Source organism: Halomonas sp. I5-271120, from assembly GCF_030553075.1.
Lineage (GTDB): Bacteria > Pseudomonadota > Gammaproteobacteria > Pseudomonadales > Halomonadaceae > Onishia > Onishia taeanensis_A.
This window is the reverse complement of sequence record NZ_CP130701.1, coordinates 103,191-118,073: the sequence shown is the minus strand read 5'-3', so window position 1 is coordinate 118,073 and position 14,883 is coordinate 103,191. Positions and strand designations below refer to the sequence as shown.

The following is a 14,883-nucleotide window of genomic DNA, read 5'->3' as shown; positions in this document are numbered from 1 at the left end:
AAAAACGAGTCACAGGATACTGCTCGCTCCACGGATTATCGGAGTTTTTTCATGCACTGGAACGAGCTGTTGCCCACTATCCTGCTCTCCCTGGTGCCCACCGTGCTAGCGCTGGGGGCCTTGGCGAGCGCTCGTCAGCCGCGTGAGCGCGCCTGGCACATGGCGAAGGTCGCTACCTCGAGCGGCCTGCTGCTCGCGGTGGTCCTGCTGGGGCTGGGTGTGTTCCAGCTGCTGCCGGCGGTGAGCGGCGCTTGGCTGACCACGCCCTTGCATCTGGTCATGCTGCTGCTGGCCAACTTCATCGGCTTCGTGGTGATCCGCTATAGCGCCACCTATCTGCAGGGCGAACCCCGCCAGCGGCGCTTCGTCGCCCTGGCCCAGACTGTATTCGCGGCCGTCAGCGTGGCGGTGCTGAGCGACCATCTGGTGGTATTCCTGCTTGCCTGGCTGACCATCGGTCTGTCCATGCACCAGCTCCTGATGTTCTATCCCGATCGCCCACGCGCGGCCCTGGCCGCCCACAAGAAGTTTCTCTTTGCCCGCGGCGCCGAACTCTGCGCCCTGGGGGCCTTTCTGCTGCTGTACCTGCACCACGACAGCGCACGCATCAGCGTGATTACCGGCGCCTATGCAGCGCCCGACGTAGTGCTTTCCTTCAGCGAACAGGCGGCGGCCTGTTTGCTTGCCCTGGCGGCGCTGATCAAGTGCGCCCAACTGCCCCTGCATGGCTGGCTGATCCAGGTAGTCGAAGCACCCACCCCGGTTTCAGCGGCGCTGCATGGCGGCGTGATCAATCTTGGCGGCTACCTGTTGCTGCTGTTCTATCCGCTGCTGCAGGCGTCGGTTCCTGCACAGGCATTGATCCTGGTGGTGGCCGGGGTCAGCAGCGTTCTGGCGGCCCTGGTCATGATGACGCGCATCAGCATCAAGGTGCGGCTGGCCTGGTCGACCAGCGCGCAGATGGGCCTGATGCTGGTCGAGATTGCCCTGGGGCTCGTGGAGCTGGCGCTGCTGCACCTGATCGCGCACTCCTGCTACAAGGCCTACGCCTTCTTGAGTTCCGGCGAGGCGGTCAAAGAGGATCTGCAGCGTCGCCAGGCACCTGGAAGCCACCCGACGCTTGCCCAGTGGTTCTCGGCGGGCGGTATCAGCACGGCGATGGTGGTGGCGCTGGGCGTCGTGGTTCGCTCGACGACCGAATCCACGGCCTTCGATATGCTGAGCCCCTGGGTGCTGCTGACCCTGGCCCTGACCGTCTTGCTAGCCGAACGGCGCCGCCAGGGCGCGCCAGATACCGGAGCCCGCTTCCTTGGCCTGGCCGCGCTGGTGATGCTCGCCTATTTCACGCTCAAGTCGCTGTTCGCCGTGCTCCTGCCTACTTTCGAGCACACGACATCCCTCTGGGCGGATCTCTGGGTCAGCCTGCTTTTCGTGGTGCTGTTTGCGGGCTACTGCCTGCAGCGCTATGGCCTGCACCTTGGCTGGGTGCAGAAGCTGAACCTCTACTGCTACGCCGGTTTTTATCTGGATGAGTGGGTCACTCGAAACACCTTGAAACTCTGGCCGCATGCGTTGCCGAGTCGCATCCAGGCCAAGCAGCTGCATACCGATTCTCGTGAGGGTTCGCTATGACGATTCAAGAAAACGCCAAGATCGCATTGACTCCCCAGTCCGTGAACGTGGACGACCATCCGCCGTTGACGCCCGCGCACGAGCAGGCACTGGATCGGGCCTGCGGAAGCGTCGCCCCGACCTGGCCGCTGGATCGCCAGATTGCGGTCAGCCCATACTGGGCCATGCGCGGGGACAGCGCGGCCAACGTCTTCGCCCGGCTGTCGGCGCTTGCCAACATTCGCTGCCTGATGCCGCCAAGCCACTATCTGGGAGCCTGGCAGCGCGGCGAGATCAGCGATGATCATCTGACCCAGGCGGCCAAGCGGATCGGCTACCAGGGGAGCTACAAGAACCTGCTGCAGGTGGTCGAGGACCTGGCCCGGCTACCGCACTGGCACAACATCAGCGATCTGGTGGATGCGCGCCGTGACCGGCAGCACAAGATGGCCTGGCGTGACGAGATCACCCACCAGATCAGCCAGTTCTGCGCCGCCTACTTCCAAGAGGACGGGCCTCTCAACGCCGAACGCTTGACCGCGCCTGCCGACAAGCGCCTGTATCAGCACTGGCGCGACATGACCCTCAAGGATCGCGGCATCGCCATCCTGATGGGCGAGCCGAAGCTGCGGCGTTATTTCGAGACCCTGCCGCACACCGAGGACGGCCTGTTCCAGGCCGCGATCGCCGAGCTGGATGTCGATGCCAAGCGCCTCGACGGCTATGCCCAGGCGCTGCTGCTGGACATCAATGGCTGGGCGGCCTGGGTCGCCTATCAGGATTGGCAGCGTGCGCTTGCCTCAAGCGAGGCCAAACAGCGGCCGTCCGACATGCGCAGCCTGCTGGCGATTCGCCTGGCCTGGGAGCTCGTGCTGTGGCGCTATATCCGCCAGGAGCGACCCGATCAGGCCGAACGGCTGATGGCCCTGTGGCACCGCGAGCTGGTGGAACTGCCGGAGCAGATCGATCGACATCACCGCGCACAGCAGCCGCTGTGGGTGTGGCAGATCGCCAGCGAACTCGCTTACCAGCAGCCGTTGCATCGGGCGCTGGGCGAGTCGGTCCGGGCCACCTTGCCGACCACCCCACCCGAGCTTCAGGCGGCGTTCTGCATCGATGTGCGCTCCGAGCCCCTGCGCCGGGCGCTGGAGCAGCAGAGCCCGGCGATCCAGACCCTGGGGTTTGCCGGCTTCTTCGGCCTGCCGCTGGAACATCGGCCGTCCGGCGCCGCGCTAGCTCAGCCCCATCTGCCGGGCCTGCTGGCCCCGAAGGTAACCCTTTGCAGCGGCTCGGCCGAAGGCGACCGCCGCTCCGCCCAGCGGCTCAACTGGCAGGCGCGTCTTCAGGAATGGAGCAAGGCGGCCAGCGCCACCTTCACCGCCGTGGAGGCCGGGGGCCTCATGTACGCCGGCAAGCTGCTGCGCCGCTCGTTGGACCCCAAAGCCAAGCGCGCCCCCATCGCCATGGATCAGCTCAGCTGGCACTGGCGGGACAGCGGCGAGGCGCTGAGCCTCCATGACAAGGCAGGGCTCGCCCACACCATCCTGAACGCCATGGGGCTCACCGAGCAGTTCGCCCCCCGGGTGCTGCTGGTCGGCCACACCAGCCAGAGCAGCAACAACCCGCATGCGGCGGGGCTCGAGTGCGGCGCCTGTGGCGGGCAGTCGGGCGAGGTCTCGGTGCGGGCTCTGGCCCGGTTGCTCAACGACCCAGCGCAGCGTGAGAAGCTGGCTGATATGGGCCTTATCATTCCGGAGCAGACCCGCTTCGTGCCCGCGCTGCACCACACCATCACCGACCGGATCGAGTTGCCGGAGGCCGGGGGGGATCATAATGACCCGCTGAGCCAGGCCGAGCGGCAATGGCTCGAGCAGGCAAGCGCCCAGGCCCGGCGCGAGCGTGCCCCGCGGCTCGGCCTCTCGGCGGAGGAATCGGATCTTGCCAAGACCCTCGATCGCCGCGGCGCCGACTGGTCGCAGACCCGCCCGGAGTGGGGGCTTGCCAACAACGCCAGCTTCATCGCCGCACCACGCCACGTTACGGCGCCCATCGATCTGGCCGGCCGCAGCTTTCTGCATGATTATGATTGGCGCACCGATCCAGACTTCTCGAGGCTTGAGCAGATCATGACCGCGCCCATGGTTGTCGCCCACTGGATCAACATGCAGTACAACAGCTCCGTGCTGGACAACCGCAAGCTGGGCAGCGGCAACAAGGTGCTGCACAACGTGGTCGGCGGGCATATCGGCGTGTTCGAGGGCAACGGCGGGGACCTGCGCATCGGCCTGCCGATGCAGTCGCTGCACGACGGCGAGCAATGGCGCCACGAACCCCTGCGCCTGAGCGTTTACCTGGCGGCGCCGACTCTCGCCATCGAGGACATCATCAGCCGCCACGAGATGCTCGCGTCACTGGTGGATAACGACTGGATCAACCTCTTCGCGCTCAATGACCAGAACGGCGAGATTGTCGCCTACCGCGGCGGGCAGTGGGTCACCAGCTAGAGGCAATACTCGCCTCAAAAGACACGTCTCATAAGAAAAAGCCCCGAGCCAGATCTGAACTGCACCCCGAAAGTTGGACACCCAATCCAGCCTTCGGGGCTTTTTTGTGTATCACTTACTTCGCCGACAGGGCTTTTCTCTCGGTGAGGCAGGGGAATCGCTCGGTGGCTTACAGACACAGGCGCCGAGTTGCGCCACCTCCGCGACTCACCGCCATTTTGCTTCCATCACCATTCTTGAATACGCTGGCTGCTCAAGGTCGCCGAGACGATCAGGCCGAATCACACCATAGCTGTACGCAGGGACTACCGCATGGATGGCAAGACGCCATCACCTCATGCCCAGGTAGGGGCGGTAGCGTGCCCGGTTCGTTTATTGCTTCTCCCGCTCTTGTGAAGAGTTACTTTGTGAAGAGTTACGACTGCTATGAAGAAGCAATACCTCCTTTTGAGCTTGATGTCAGTGCTCGTTTCTGGCTGCACCAATGTGGCCAGTGATATCGTCAGAAACATTGAACCAACACCACTTCCGCACTTGGAACCTAGTGTCCTGTTCTCCACCGCAAGTGATTTTTTTGCCCAGGCTGGATATCAGTGCACTGCTGACGAAACCTTCCCCATTATTAACTGTACGAAAGAACTACGTGATCTCTATATCCATCAAACCACCGCCGTCGTGGAGATATCCCCGGGTGATGAAAAGGCGGCGGAGTACATTCTGCTATCGGAGCGGTGGGACGAAGGGCTGATCCCGGGTGAGTTCATCTCGGGCCGTTTCAGTAATGAGGATGTAGCGAGCTTTTGCTGCTATCTACGGGAAGAAGGGCGGGCGGTATGCCGCACCAGTTCATAAGGGCTTCAGGGGTGGTGAATCATCGGCGAACAGAGGCATGTTGTCCAAGTGAGGTAAGAATTGATGCGAGGACGCATTGCGGATTGGAAAGATGATAGAGGGTTTGGCTTCATCAGCCCCGACTCGGGTGGTGACAGGCTATTCTTTCATGTAAGCGGCATGGCGCGTGGTGCATCCCGACCCTCAGTCGGTGATAGCGTCTCCTATGAGATGAGCACGGCCTCGGATGGCAAGGCGCGCGCTGTGAATGTGCGCCCCGCTGGTCTAGGTGCTGTCTCTGGGATGCTGATGTCAAAGCGCATGCTCTTTTCAGCCGCAGCCCTCTTGCCTTTCCCGGTATTGTGGAGGCTCGTCGATACGGGGAAGTTGCCGGCATCCTCGTTGTCGGGTTTCGCTGGAATGAGCGCTTTAACCTTCGTCTTGTATGGCCTTGATAAATGGGCGGCGCAACGCGAGGCTCAGCGGACGTCGGAAAATACACTTCATTTCTGTGCATTGTTAGGTGGCTGGCCTGGTGCGCTATTGGCGCAACAGGTGTTTCGGCATAAATCAAGCAAGCGGCCTTTCCAAATTATTTTCTGGTTTACGGTGGTGCTCAACTGCGGTGTTCTTGGGGTGGCGGGGTCAACCACCGGCGCGGCATTCATTGGGAAGATTCTTGAAACATGGTGAATAAGGGCAGGGTTCTTGATGATCGGTTGCGCCATGGATAAAGGTGTCACTATTAACGCGGGACCCGACACGTAGGGACTACTGCATGGATGGCAGGACGCCATCACCACATGCCCAGGTAGGGGCGGTAGCGTGCCTAGCTCCTCGCTGTGAAGAGTCTGCCACCCTGGGAACAACGCACGGGCGAAAACCCCGCCTCGGCTGCCGAGCCTTTTTTTGACTCGCTCATAATTAGTGTATCTCTCCAGGGTTGGCGCCGGATCGTATGGGTGAGTGCGCTGGCACGTTCACGTAATTACCGGTAACGCAGTTTGATCACTGCCAGGAAAGTAGAAATGACGCCTGAGTTCCGACAAGCGAAAAACAAGGAATTTGTTGAACGGCTGACTCGCCAGAATATGGAGCCGTACTATCAAAAGATCGGGGTTCATTGGGATCAGGCGTTGTTTGATAAGAACTGGGAAGAGTTCGAGAGCTACGAGATCATCTTGGGTGACAGCGCGGTGGGTGTCTTGCGGTTGAGTCACGATGATATGGCTTATTACATTCGAGACCTACAGATAAGGCCGGATTGGCAGGGCAGGGGAGTAGGCTCGCAGGCTATCAGTTTTGCCAGCGATATTGCCAAGGATACAGGAGTTAAACTTCTTCGGCTTTGCGTGTTTAGCATGAATCCAGCCGTGGCGCTTTACGAACGGCTTGGTTTCCGAATTTGTAAGACCGAAAGTGCAGTTCACTATATGGAGCTGGAGCTTTCCTGATAATCGGCTGATATCGACCTAAGTTTTCGCTTCACGTCCACATTCTCTCGTTGTAGTTCAGAGTTGATTAGCTCTGCGTGGCCGCCGCCACATAGCGTTCTACCGCGAGGTGTTCCAGGAAAGCCTTCACTTCAGGGGCACCCATGCTGGCGGGGTGACGCACGCCATGGAAACGAATGAAGTAGCGTATCCAGTAGCAGTAGGTCTTCTCGGTACGCGGGCTGTAGCGTTTTACCCGCATGGTGGCCTTCACACGATCCATCAGCTTGGACGGTCTGCTCTGCGCGTCCATACGTTGTTGTCCGAATATATGTATTTTCATACAGTATTATTGGGTCCGGCAAAACGTGCAAGCGCGCGAATTCTGCATAGGTAGCCGAACTAACCTTAGTGTCTATTACTATCAATGGGTTAGATGGCAAATAGCCCGATCGATAATATTGTTGAACGTGTCAGCTCGTTCAAGTCGATACACGAGCACGCGCTCTAATCACTGTTATAATTTCATGAAAAGGATGTGCTGAGTGACTAAAAGGAAAAAGTTATGTTTTGTAATAATGGGCTTCGGAAAAAAGACAGATTTATCCACGGGAAAAACATTAGATCTAGACAAAACATATAAAAATATCATTAGGCCTGCGGTAGAAAAATCTGGCTTAACATGCGTAAGGGCTGATGAAATACAAGACTCTGGTCTAATTGATAAAAGCATGTATGCACTATTAATGCACGCTGATTTAGTTGTTGCGGATATATCTACATATAACCCAAATGCAATATATGAGTTAGGTGTTCGCCATGCGGTTAGACCTTTTTCGACAATAATCATAAAAGAGCAAGAAGGAACGATACCGTTTGATATTAATCATAATCGTATTTTTCACTATTCACACTTGGGTGATGATATCGGAGTTGATGAGGCAGAGCGTTGCAAAGAATCACTAGTAGATATGATTGGCTCTCTATTAAAAAATAGTACTGTTGATAGCCCTCTTTATGATTATATACAAGATATCGAACCCCCTAAGTTAACAAAAAAAGAATACCAAAGAATTATCGGGGATCTTTCCGATAGAGAAGATAGTATATTTGCAATATCCGAACGCGCCACACATTGCATGGAAGATTCTAACTTTTCTGAAGCAGCTAAGTTGTGGCAGAAAGCAGAAGATTTAGTTCCTAATGAATCATACTTTACCCAGCAGCATGCGCTTGCAAGGTATAAGTCTAAAGTTCCTACTGAAATATCTGCTCTAACTGATGCTCTTCAAATAATTGAGAAGCTAGATCCAGATAATGAGACAAATGATCCTGAAACACTTGGGCTTACAGGTGCCATTTATAAGCGTTTATGGCAAGCAACAAGCGATAGGGAGTGTTTAAGACGAGCTATGGATTATTATTCAAAAGGATTCCAAATTCGTAGAGATTACTACAATGGTGAAAATTACGCGATTTGTTTGAATATTGCTGCAAGTATAGAAGAAGATCCCGAGGAAAAGGTTTTCTATAAAATTGCAGCAAAAAAAGCTAGGTATGAAATAATAGATACATTGGCATACTTGCTTGATGAAGGTGAAAGCACTCAATCTGTAAATAAATGGCCATATGCAACCCTAGCCAGTTGCTATTTTGGCCTAGGTGACGAAGAAAACGGTAATGTGTTCGAAAAAATATTTCTATCCCTGACATCAGTAGAGTGGGAGTCAGAAACATATTTCGAAAGCAAGAAAAAACTCAGTGAGCTACTAAAGGTTTAAATTGGAATGGCAAAGGAATATAAAATATTTATAAGTCACTCTTGGCAATACACTGATACTTTGGAGGCGCTAAGAAGTTTGATAAATGGTAGAGGGTATTTCAGTGCGGCATACGAAGAATCCACGAAAGATACTCCGATTAATTCAGAAGATGAAAGTTATGTTAAGACGAGATTGGCAAAAAAAATCGTTGACTCGGATGTCATCTTGGCTCTTGCTGGAGTATATGCAAGCCATAGTTCTTGGATGGAATGGGAGCTGGACAAGGCGCTTGACTTAGGAATTCCGATTGTTGGCGTAATTCCACGTGGACAAGAGCGGATATCATCTGTTGTATCTTCACGCTCAATCGTTGATGTTCGTTGGAACACAGAGAGTATAATCACTGCTATCAGAGCTCACGCCAAGTAAATTATAACAATGCCAGTCAGCAGGACGCTCACAAGTTCGCGCCTCTGCTGGCGGCGTTATACGTAAGGAGGTAGGAATGTCATTACCAAGAGCTTTTGTGGGGTTTAGTAGCACAGATATTCATTACTGGCGACTAATGCAGGCATGGAAAGCCAACAAAAAAATTGATTTTAACTTTGCCAGCTGTCAGCTCCATGCCGAAGTAAATTCTGAGAATGAGGCCTACATAAAGCGGAAATGTCGTGAACGAATTAATTTGGCAGGAAAATACGTGATGCTAATCGGAGAAGATACCAAAAGAAGGCACAAATATGTACGCTGGGAAGCGCAGGTTGCCATAGAAAAGGGATGCACAATCATTGGGGTAAATCTTGATGGTTCAAGATCGATGGTAAGGGATACATGTCCTCCTATTATCAGGGATATAGGAGCTATTTTTGTTCCTTTCTCTCCTGCTATCGTTGCTTATGCCATTCAGAACTATCAAATGCATAATGACAACGATAACTACCACTACAAAGAACACGTTTACAAGAACTTGGGGTATTGATGTGACTATAGAGGAAGAGGATTTTCCTGCACTATACAACTCCGCAGACAGTGCTTCTCTAAAAGCGCAGAGCGCGTATTTTAACGCTCTAAAGTGCTACCTCATGCTTTTGGTAATCGCTGCTTCCGTGTCATTCTTTTATCCGGCAGACGTATATGCTGCTATAGCGTCTGCCTCATTGTTCCTGATCACTTTAGGAATTCTTGTCTGGATAAAAGTTCAGAAGCCAGAAGATACATGGTACAACGGACGAGCGGTAGCTGAGTCTGTTAAGACGCGCACGTGGCGTTGGGTTATGAAGGCAAAGCCGTATGAGGCTGATGGGCCCAATCAGCAAGAACAGAAAGAGTTTCTTAATGACTTAAAATCGATTCTAAACCAAAATCGATCATTATCTCATGTGCTTGAGTGGTCGCCAAATTTAGGAGAGGCAGTTTCAGAAAAAATGATTAATGTCCGTTCTTTGCCATGGGAGCAACGTTTAGAAGTCTATATCTCAGACAGAATTGATAATCAGTCACATTGGTACTCAATGAAGTCACAACTTAATAAACGCTTGGCAAGACAATGGTTTATTGTCTCAATAGTATTGCACTCCCTTGCAATACTAATGCTTCTTTATCGAATTAAAGAGCCGTCCACATCGTTGCCAGTCGAGGTTGTTGCCACAGCAGCGAGCGCAGTACTTACATGGGTTCAAGCCAAGAAACATAATGAACTCAACTCATCATATGCATTGGCAGCGCATGAGATTGTTTTGATAAAGGGAGAATCTGTTTCCGTAACGGAGGAGCGCCACCTCTCAGAGTTTGTGATAAATAGTGAGTCTGCTTTTTCCAGAGAACATACTCAGTGGGTGGCGCGGAAGAGCGTATAACCAGTGCAGGCACGGCGACGCCCAGTACATTGCGACTTCGGCTTCATTCCATGGGCGCGCATGCTGCAAGCGTTAAGTTCACAAGGAAAATCGCACCATATGAAAAAAGACATATTTATATGTCACGCTAGTGAAGATAAAGTCTCTGTTGCTAGACCCTTGGCTAGCTGTCTGGAACAGCGAGGTCTTTCTTACTGGGTCGACGAGGCTGAGATATCCGCTGGAGAAAGCATTACTGAAAGGGTCAATGATGGGCTTAAAGTCTCAGATTTTGCCGTAGTTATTTTAAGTCGTGCTTTCATGGCCAAGCATTGGCCAAAAAGAGAGCTATGGGCGGTGCTTAATCTAGAAGCTAAGTCCGGAAAGGTAATCATTATTCCCATTTTGGTTGGAACTCAGGCTGAGGTTGATGGAGTAGTAGAAGAATTCCCACTTCTAAATGATAAGTTGTTTCAACTTTGGAACGGTGACGCAAACCGTGTTGCCAACGCTATCCAAACTACAGTCCTAAAATCTCAAGGTATTTCACATGAACCGCAGGTTGAAATGCATACCTGCGGACATTGTGCAACTCCGTTTCAGCATGGAGTGCATGTATGCCTTGGATGCCAGGGAACAATCAAATATGGCCTTACTCCACAGGAAAGGCTTCGTATCAGACAAGCGACAGCAGCGACGATTGGCATTCTATCGTTAATCACAATGCTCCACCTTCCGTCATACTCTGAGTCATGGTTTGGTCTTAAAATACCTATGATGTGGGGTATAGGGTTTTGGTCTGTTCCTGTCGCAGCAGTAATTGCATTTGGAGGAGCTTTCTATGCTGAAGCGCGTATTGCGGCCAATAAAGCACATTTGGTCAGAACATTCAGATTAACTTAACAAATGCGTCAATTAGGACGCTCGCAAGCTCGCGCCTATTGCGCAGGCGTTATATTTCAGCAAGAGTAAATGTCCGTAACAAGAAAAGCCCCGAGCCGGTGTTCCGGCTCGGGGCTTTTCATTTCTGCGCTTCTGTTACTTTGCAGCGAGTGCTACGCCCACCTTGGAGCGGTTGGGCCGCCCGATGGCCTGGGTGATCCAGTTACCGGTAGCGGCAAGTGCATCGAGGTCGATGCCGCTCTCGATGCCGAGCCCGTTGAGCAGGTAGATCACGTCTTCGCTTGCCACGTTGCCGGAGGCGCCCTTGGCATAGGGGCAGCCGCCGAGGCCGGCCACGGAGCTGTCGATCACGCCGATGCCTTCTTCGAGTACGGCGTAGAGGTTGGCCAGTGCCTGGCCGTAGGTGTCGTGGAAGTGGGCGGCGAGCTTGTCCATGGGGATGTCGCGCGCCACGGCCTCGAGCATGCGCTTGGCTTTGATCGGGGTGCCGGTGCCGATGGTGTCGCCGAGCGAGACCTCGTAGCAGCCCATCTCAAAAAGCGCCTTTGCCACCTCGGCCACCTTGGCGGGGGCGATCTCGCCTTCGTAGGGGCAACCAAGCACGCAGGATACATAGCCGCGCACGCGCACATTAGCGGCTTTCGCGCGGTCGAGTACCGGGGCGAAGCGCTCGAGCGATTCCCTCACCGAGCAGTTGATGTTCTTCTGCGAGAAGGACTCGCTGGCGGCGCCGAACACCGCGACCTCGTCCACGCCGCATTCGAGCGCGGCGTCCAGCCCCTTGAGGTTGGGGGTCAGCGCCGAATAGACGATGCCCTCGCGGCGTTTGAGGCCGGCCATCACCTCGCGGTGGTCGGCCATCTGCGGCACCCACTTGGGCGAGACGAAGCTGGCTGCCTCGATGTGGCGAAGGCCGGCGGCGCCGAGCCGGTCGATCAGCTCGAGCTTGGTGTCGGTGCTGACCGGTTCGGGCTCGTTCTGCAGGCCGTCGCGGGCGCCGACCTCGACCAGGCGCACGGATTGGGGGAATGTCATCTGCTGTCTCCTCGTTCTCGGGCTAGCGCGCTTCACTCATCGACGGCAAATTCGAGCAGCACCTCGCCCTGGCCCACGGTGTCGCCGGCCGCGAAGTGGAAGCTCGCGACCTGGCCATCCGCGGGGGCGCTCAGGGTGTGCTCCATCTTCATGGCCTCCATCACCATCAGCGGCATGCCTTTCTCGACCGGAGTGCCGGGTTCTACCAATAGCGCGACCACGGTGCCGTGCATGGGGGCGGTGAGGGTCGATTCGGCTTCGTGCTGGCCGTGATCGACGGCGTCGGCGCGCAGCCAGTCAAGGCGGGTCTCGCCCTGGGCATCGGCCAGCACGATGGCGTTGCCATCGAGCCTTGCCAGCAGGCGACGGCGGTGGCCGTCGAGCGTCACCGCCACGGCATCACCATCGAGTCGCTGCAGGTTGGCCGATAGCGTCGTGCCCTGAGTGGTGAGCCGCCACGGGGCGGCGTCATGAGGGCGGCTGCCGTCGACGACGACGGGCTCGGCGTCGCTCGATGTGGGGTCGCTCGCTTTGGGGTCGCTCAAGGCTACACGGATGCGATGATCGGCGTTGAGGCGAAAGCCGTCATGGCGGTCCCAGGGGGAGTCGCTCGCGCCCTCGCGGCCGAGCTGGTCCAGCGCCACCATGGCGGCGCTGGCGTAGTCCTCGGCGCTTGGTTCGCTAACCTCGAACAGGTCGTCGTGGTGGTGTTCGATGAAGCGGGTATCGAGCTTAGCGGCCTGGAAGGCCGGGTGGCTCGCCAGCCGCTGCAGGAAGGCGCGATTGGTGACCACGCCGCGCACGTCCAGCGCGGCCAGGGCCCGGTTGAGGGTGGCCAGCGCCTGGATGCGGTCGTCGCCATGCACGATCAGCTTGGCGAGCATCGGGTCGTAGTGCATCGAGACTTCGTCTCCGCTCTCCACACCGCTGTCCAGCCGCACCTGCAAAGGGTCGAGGCCGGCGCCGACCAGATCCAGCCCGAAGTGCTCGAGGTGACCGGTGGCGGGCAGGAAGTCCTGCGCCGGGTCCTCGGCATACAGGCGCGCCTCGAAGCTGTGGCCATGAATGGCGAGTTCGTCCTGAGTGCAGGGCAGGGCGTCGCCCATGGCCACCTTGAGCTGCCAGGCGACCAGATCCTGACCGGTGATCATCTCGGTGACCGGGTGCTCGACCTGCAGCCGGGTGTTCATCTCCATGAAGTAGAAGCGGCCGTCCTGCTCTTGTGAAGAGTCCAATAAAAATTCGACGGTACCGGCGCCGACATAGCCGATCTCCTGGGCGGCGCGCACCGCGGCCTCACCCATCTCGCGGCGCAGGGCCTCGCTCATGCCCGGGGCGGGGGCCTCTTCCAGCACCTTCTGGTGGCGCCGCTGCACGCTGCAGTCGCGCTCGAAGAGATAGACGCCATTGCCGTGACGGTCGCAGAACACCTGCACCTCGACGTGGCGCGGCTGAGTCAGGTACTTCTCGATCAGCATGCGCTGATCGCCGAAGGCGGCCTGGGATTCGCGGCGGCAGCCGTCCAGGGCGGCCTGGAAGCCGTCACCGGACTCGACTACCCGCATGCCCTTGCCGCCGCCGCCGGCGCTGGCCTTGAGCAGCACCGGATAGCCGATCTGGTCGGCCTCGGCGCGCAGCAGCTCATCGCCCTGATGATCGCCATGATAGCCGGGCACCAGCGGTACGCCGGCCTGCGCCATGCGGGCCTTGGCGGCGGACTTGTCGCCCATCGCCGAGATGGCGGCGGCGGGCGGACCGATGAAGACGATGCCGGCCTCGGCGCAGGCGGTGACGAAGTCGGCGTTCTCGGAAAGAAAGCCGTAGCCCGGATGAATGGCGCCAGCGCCGGTGCGCTTGGCGGCCTCGAGCACGGCGTCGACCTTCAGGTAGCTGTCACGGGCCGCCGCCGGGCCGATGCGCACGGCCTCGTCGGCCTCGCGCACGTGGCGGGCATTGGCATCGGCGTCGGAGTAGACGGCCACGGTGGCGATCCCCATGGCACGGGCGCTGCGCATCACCCGGCAGGCGATCTCGCCGCGGTTGGCGATCAGGACCTTGGAAAAGGGCGTGCTCTGAGGGGGCGTGAAGGAGGTCATGACGTCGAATCCTTGGGGTGGTGGTCCCAGCGCGGCGCGCGCTTGTCGAAGAAGGCGGCGAGGCCTTCCTGGCCTTCATCGCTGACCCGCAGCTGGCCGATCACGCGGCAGCAGCGCTCGCGGGTGGCCTCACTGTCGGAGTCGCGGCCGACGGTGGCTAGCAGGGCCTTGGTGGCACGCTGAGCCTGGGGCGAGGCGGCGAGCAGGGTGTCGAGCATCGCCGACACGGCATCGTCCAGGTCATCCGGCTCGGCGACCCGGTGGACGAGGCCCAGCCGCTGTGCCGTATCGGCCTGCATGACTTCGGCGGTCAGTGCGTAGCGGCGCATCTGGCGCGCGCCGATGGCGCGCTGCACATAGGGGCTTATCACCGCGGGCGCGAGGCCGATCTTGACCTCGGAGAGGCAGAACCTGGCCTTCTCGGAGGCGATCACCAGATCGCAGCAGGCGGCGAGACCCACGGCACCGCCGAAGGCTGCGCCCTGCACGCGACAGAGCGTGGGGCAGGGCAGGGTGTCGAGGCCATGCATCAGGCGTGAGAGCTCGCGGGAGTCCTTGAGGTTGTCCTCGAGTGAATAGTCGACCATGCGCTTCATCCAGCTAAGATCGGCGCCGGCCGAGAAGTGCTTGCCCTCGGAGCGCAGCACCAGGGTGCGGACCTCGCTGCGTTCGGCGGCGATCGCGACCCTGTCGAGATGGTCATTGAGCTCGCTGATCAGGTGATCGTCGAAGGCATTGAGTACCTCGGGGCGATCCAGCGTCAGCCAGGCCACACCGCGCTCATCGATGGCGAGATGGGAAAAGGACGTTGTCCCTGACGGATTGGTCTCTGGCGAAGTTGTCCCTTGCGAAGTGGTATTAGTCATGAGGCC

General features: G+C 57.2%; 14 protein-coding genes. 10 read left to right on the top strand and 4 right to left on the bottom strand.

Going from position 1 to position 14,883, the window contains the following annotated elements:
- Positions 1-51: 51 nt before the first annotated feature.
- The 5 genes from Q2K57_RS00565 to Q2K57_RS00545 all read left to right on the top strand — a co-directional run bounded on the left by Q2K57_RS00565 (position 52) and on the right by Q2K57_RS00545 (position 6,400).
- Positions 52-1,632, top strand: coding sequence for an NADH-quinone oxidoreductase subunit L (locus Q2K57_RS00565; protein WP_304525888.1), 1,581 nt, complete (start codon positions 52-54; stop codon positions 1,630-1,632).
- Positions 1,629-4,115: a YbcC family protein gene (locus Q2K57_RS00560; RefSeq protein WP_304525887.1), complete on the top strand. Its 2,487-nt coding sequence runs from the start codon at positions 1,629-1,631 to the stop codon at positions 4,113-4,115. Before Q2K57_RS00565 ends, Q2K57_RS00560 begins: the two co-directional genes overlap by 4 nt.
- A gap of 426 nt (positions 4,116-4,541) precedes the next feature.
- Complete coding sequence (locus Q2K57_RS00555) at positions 4,542-4,967, top strand: hypothetical protein (RefSeq protein WP_304525886.1); 426 nt, start codon at positions 4,542-4,544, stop codon at positions 4,965-4,967.
- Between the two features lie 63 nt (positions 4,968-5,030).
- A complete protein-coding gene (locus Q2K57_RS00550; protein ID WP_304525885.1) occupies positions 5,031-5,639 on the top strand; it encodes a cold shock and DUF1294 domain-containing protein in 609 nt (202 codons plus the stop codon).
- Positions 5,640-5,974: 335 nt separating this feature from the next.
- Positions 5,975-6,400, top strand: coding sequence for an N-acetyltransferase (locus tag Q2K57_RS00545; protein ID WP_304525884.1), 426 nt, complete (start codon positions 5,975-5,977; stop codon positions 6,398-6,400).
- Positions 6,401-6,467: 67 nt separating this feature from the next.
- On the opposite strand, the gene Q2K57_RS00540 is transcribed toward Q2K57_RS00545, so the two are convergent.
- Positions 6,468-6,662 carry a phage integrase N-terminal SAM-like domain-containing protein gene (locus Q2K57_RS00540; RefSeq protein ID WP_304525883.1) on the bottom strand — a complete coding sequence of 65 codons (195 nt, stop codon included), beginning with the start codon at positions 6,660-6,662 and terminating at the stop codon, positions 6,468-6,470.
- A 262-nt stretch (positions 6,663-6,924) separates the two neighbouring features.
- Here Q2K57_RS00540 and Q2K57_RS00535 point away from each other — a divergent pair, with 262 nt between their 5' ends.
- From Q2K57_RS00535 to Q2K57_RS00515, 5 genes are all read left to right on the top strand, one after another.
- Positions 6,925-8,160 (top strand): TRAFs-binding domain-containing protein, encoded by a 1,236-nt coding sequence (locus tag Q2K57_RS00535; RefSeq protein WP_304525882.1) that lies wholly within the window; start codon positions 6,925-6,927, stop codon positions 8,158-8,160.
- A gap of 6 nt (positions 8,161-8,166) precedes the next feature.
- Complete coding sequence (locus Q2K57_RS00530; protein ID WP_304525881.1) at positions 8,167-8,571, top strand: TIR domain-containing protein; 405 nt, start codon at positions 8,167-8,169, stop codon at positions 8,569-8,571.
- Between the two features lie 76 nt (positions 8,572-8,647).
- The gene (locus Q2K57_RS00525) at positions 8,648-9,121 is read left to right on the top strand and encodes a TIR domain-containing protein (protein WP_304525880.1); all 474 of its coding nucleotides are present in this window, start codon (positions 8,648-8,650) and stop codon (positions 9,119-9,121) included.
- Between the two features lies 1 nt (position 9,122).
- Positions 9,123-9,998, top strand: a complete 876-nt coding sequence (locus Q2K57_RS00520) for a DUF4231 domain-containing protein (protein WP_304525879.1) — start codon at positions 9,123-9,125, stop codon at positions 9,996-9,998.
- Positions 9,999-10,097: 99 nt separating this feature from the next.
- A complete protein-coding gene (locus Q2K57_RS00515; RefSeq protein WP_304525878.1) occupies positions 10,098-10,880 on the top strand; it encodes a toll/interleukin-1 receptor domain-containing protein in 783 nt (260 codons plus the stop codon).
- Between the two features lie 135 nt (positions 10,881-11,015).
- Here the strand turns inward: Q2K57_RS00515 and Q2K57_RS00510 are convergent, their stop codons facing one another.
- Genes Q2K57_RS00510 through Q2K57_RS00500 form a run of 3 tightly spaced genes read right to left on the bottom strand, consistent with a single transcriptional unit; the run spans position 11,016 to position 14,877 of the window.
- Positions 11,016-11,915: a hydroxymethylglutaryl-CoA lyase gene (locus tag Q2K57_RS00510; RefSeq protein ID WP_304525877.1), complete on the bottom strand. Its 900-nt coding sequence runs from the start codon at positions 11,913-11,915 to the stop codon at positions 11,016-11,018.
- Between the two features lie 32 nt (positions 11,916-11,947).
- A complete protein-coding gene (locus Q2K57_RS00505) occupies positions 11,948-14,011 on the bottom strand; it encodes an acetyl/propionyl/methylcrotonyl-CoA carboxylase subunit alpha (RefSeq protein ID WP_304525876.1) in 2,064 nt (687 codons plus the stop codon).
- Entirely contained in the window at positions 14,008-14,877 is an 870-nt protein-coding gene (locus tag Q2K57_RS00500; RefSeq protein WP_112054902.1) for an enoyl-CoA hydratase-related protein, read from the bottom strand. Before Q2K57_RS00500 ends, Q2K57_RS00505 begins: the two co-directional genes overlap by 4 nt.
- Between the last annotated feature and the right edge of the window lie 6 nt (positions 14,878-14,883).

Bases quoted from the DNA above. Each gene is read 5' to 3' on its own strand.
- Q2K57_RS00560 (WP_304525887.1), top strand. From the start codon at position 1,629: ATGACGATTCAAGAAAACGCCAAGATCGCATTGACTCCCCAGTCCGTG.
- Q2K57_RS00515 (WP_304525878.1), top strand. From the start codon at position 10,098: ATGAAAAAAGACATATTTATATGTCACGCTAGTGAAGATAAAGTCTCT.
- Q2K57_RS00550 (WP_304525885.1), top strand. From the start codon at position 5,031: ATGCGAGGACGCATTGCGGATTGGAAAGATGATAGAGGGTTTGGCTTC.
- Q2K57_RS00555 (WP_304525886.1), top strand. From the start codon at position 4,542: ATGAAGAAGCAATACCTCCTTTTGAGCTTGATGTCAGTGCTCGTTTCT.
- Q2K57_RS00500 (WP_112054902.1), bottom strand. From the start codon at position 14,877: ATGACTAATACCACTTCGCAAGGGACAACTTCGCCAGAGACCAATCCG.
- Q2K57_RS00525 (WP_304525880.1), top strand. From the start codon at position 8,648: ATGTCATTACCAAGAGCTTTTGTGGGGTTTAGTAGCACAGATATTCAT.
- Q2K57_RS00545 (WP_304525884.1), top strand. From the start codon at position 5,975: ATGACGCCTGAGTTCCGACAAGCGAAAAACAAGGAATTTGTTGAACGG.
- Q2K57_RS00505 (WP_304525876.1), bottom strand. From the start codon at position 14,011: ATGACCTCCTTCACGCCCCCTCAGAGCACGCCCTTTTCCAAGGTCCTG.
- Q2K57_RS00540 (WP_304525883.1), bottom strand. From the start codon at position 6,662: ATGGATCGTGTGAAGGCCACCATGCGGGTAAAACGCTACAGCCCGCGT.
- Q2K57_RS00530 (WP_304525881.1), top strand. From the start codon at position 8,167: ATGGCAAAGGAATATAAAATATTTATAAGTCACTCTTGGCAATACACT.
- Q2K57_RS00510 (WP_304525877.1), bottom strand. From the start codon at position 11,915: ATGACATTCCCCCAATCCGTGCGCCTGGTCGAGGTCGGCGCCCGCGAC.
- Q2K57_RS00565 (WP_304525888.1), top strand. From the start codon at position 52: ATGCACTGGAACGAGCTGTTGCCCACTATCCTGCTCTCCCTGGTGCCC.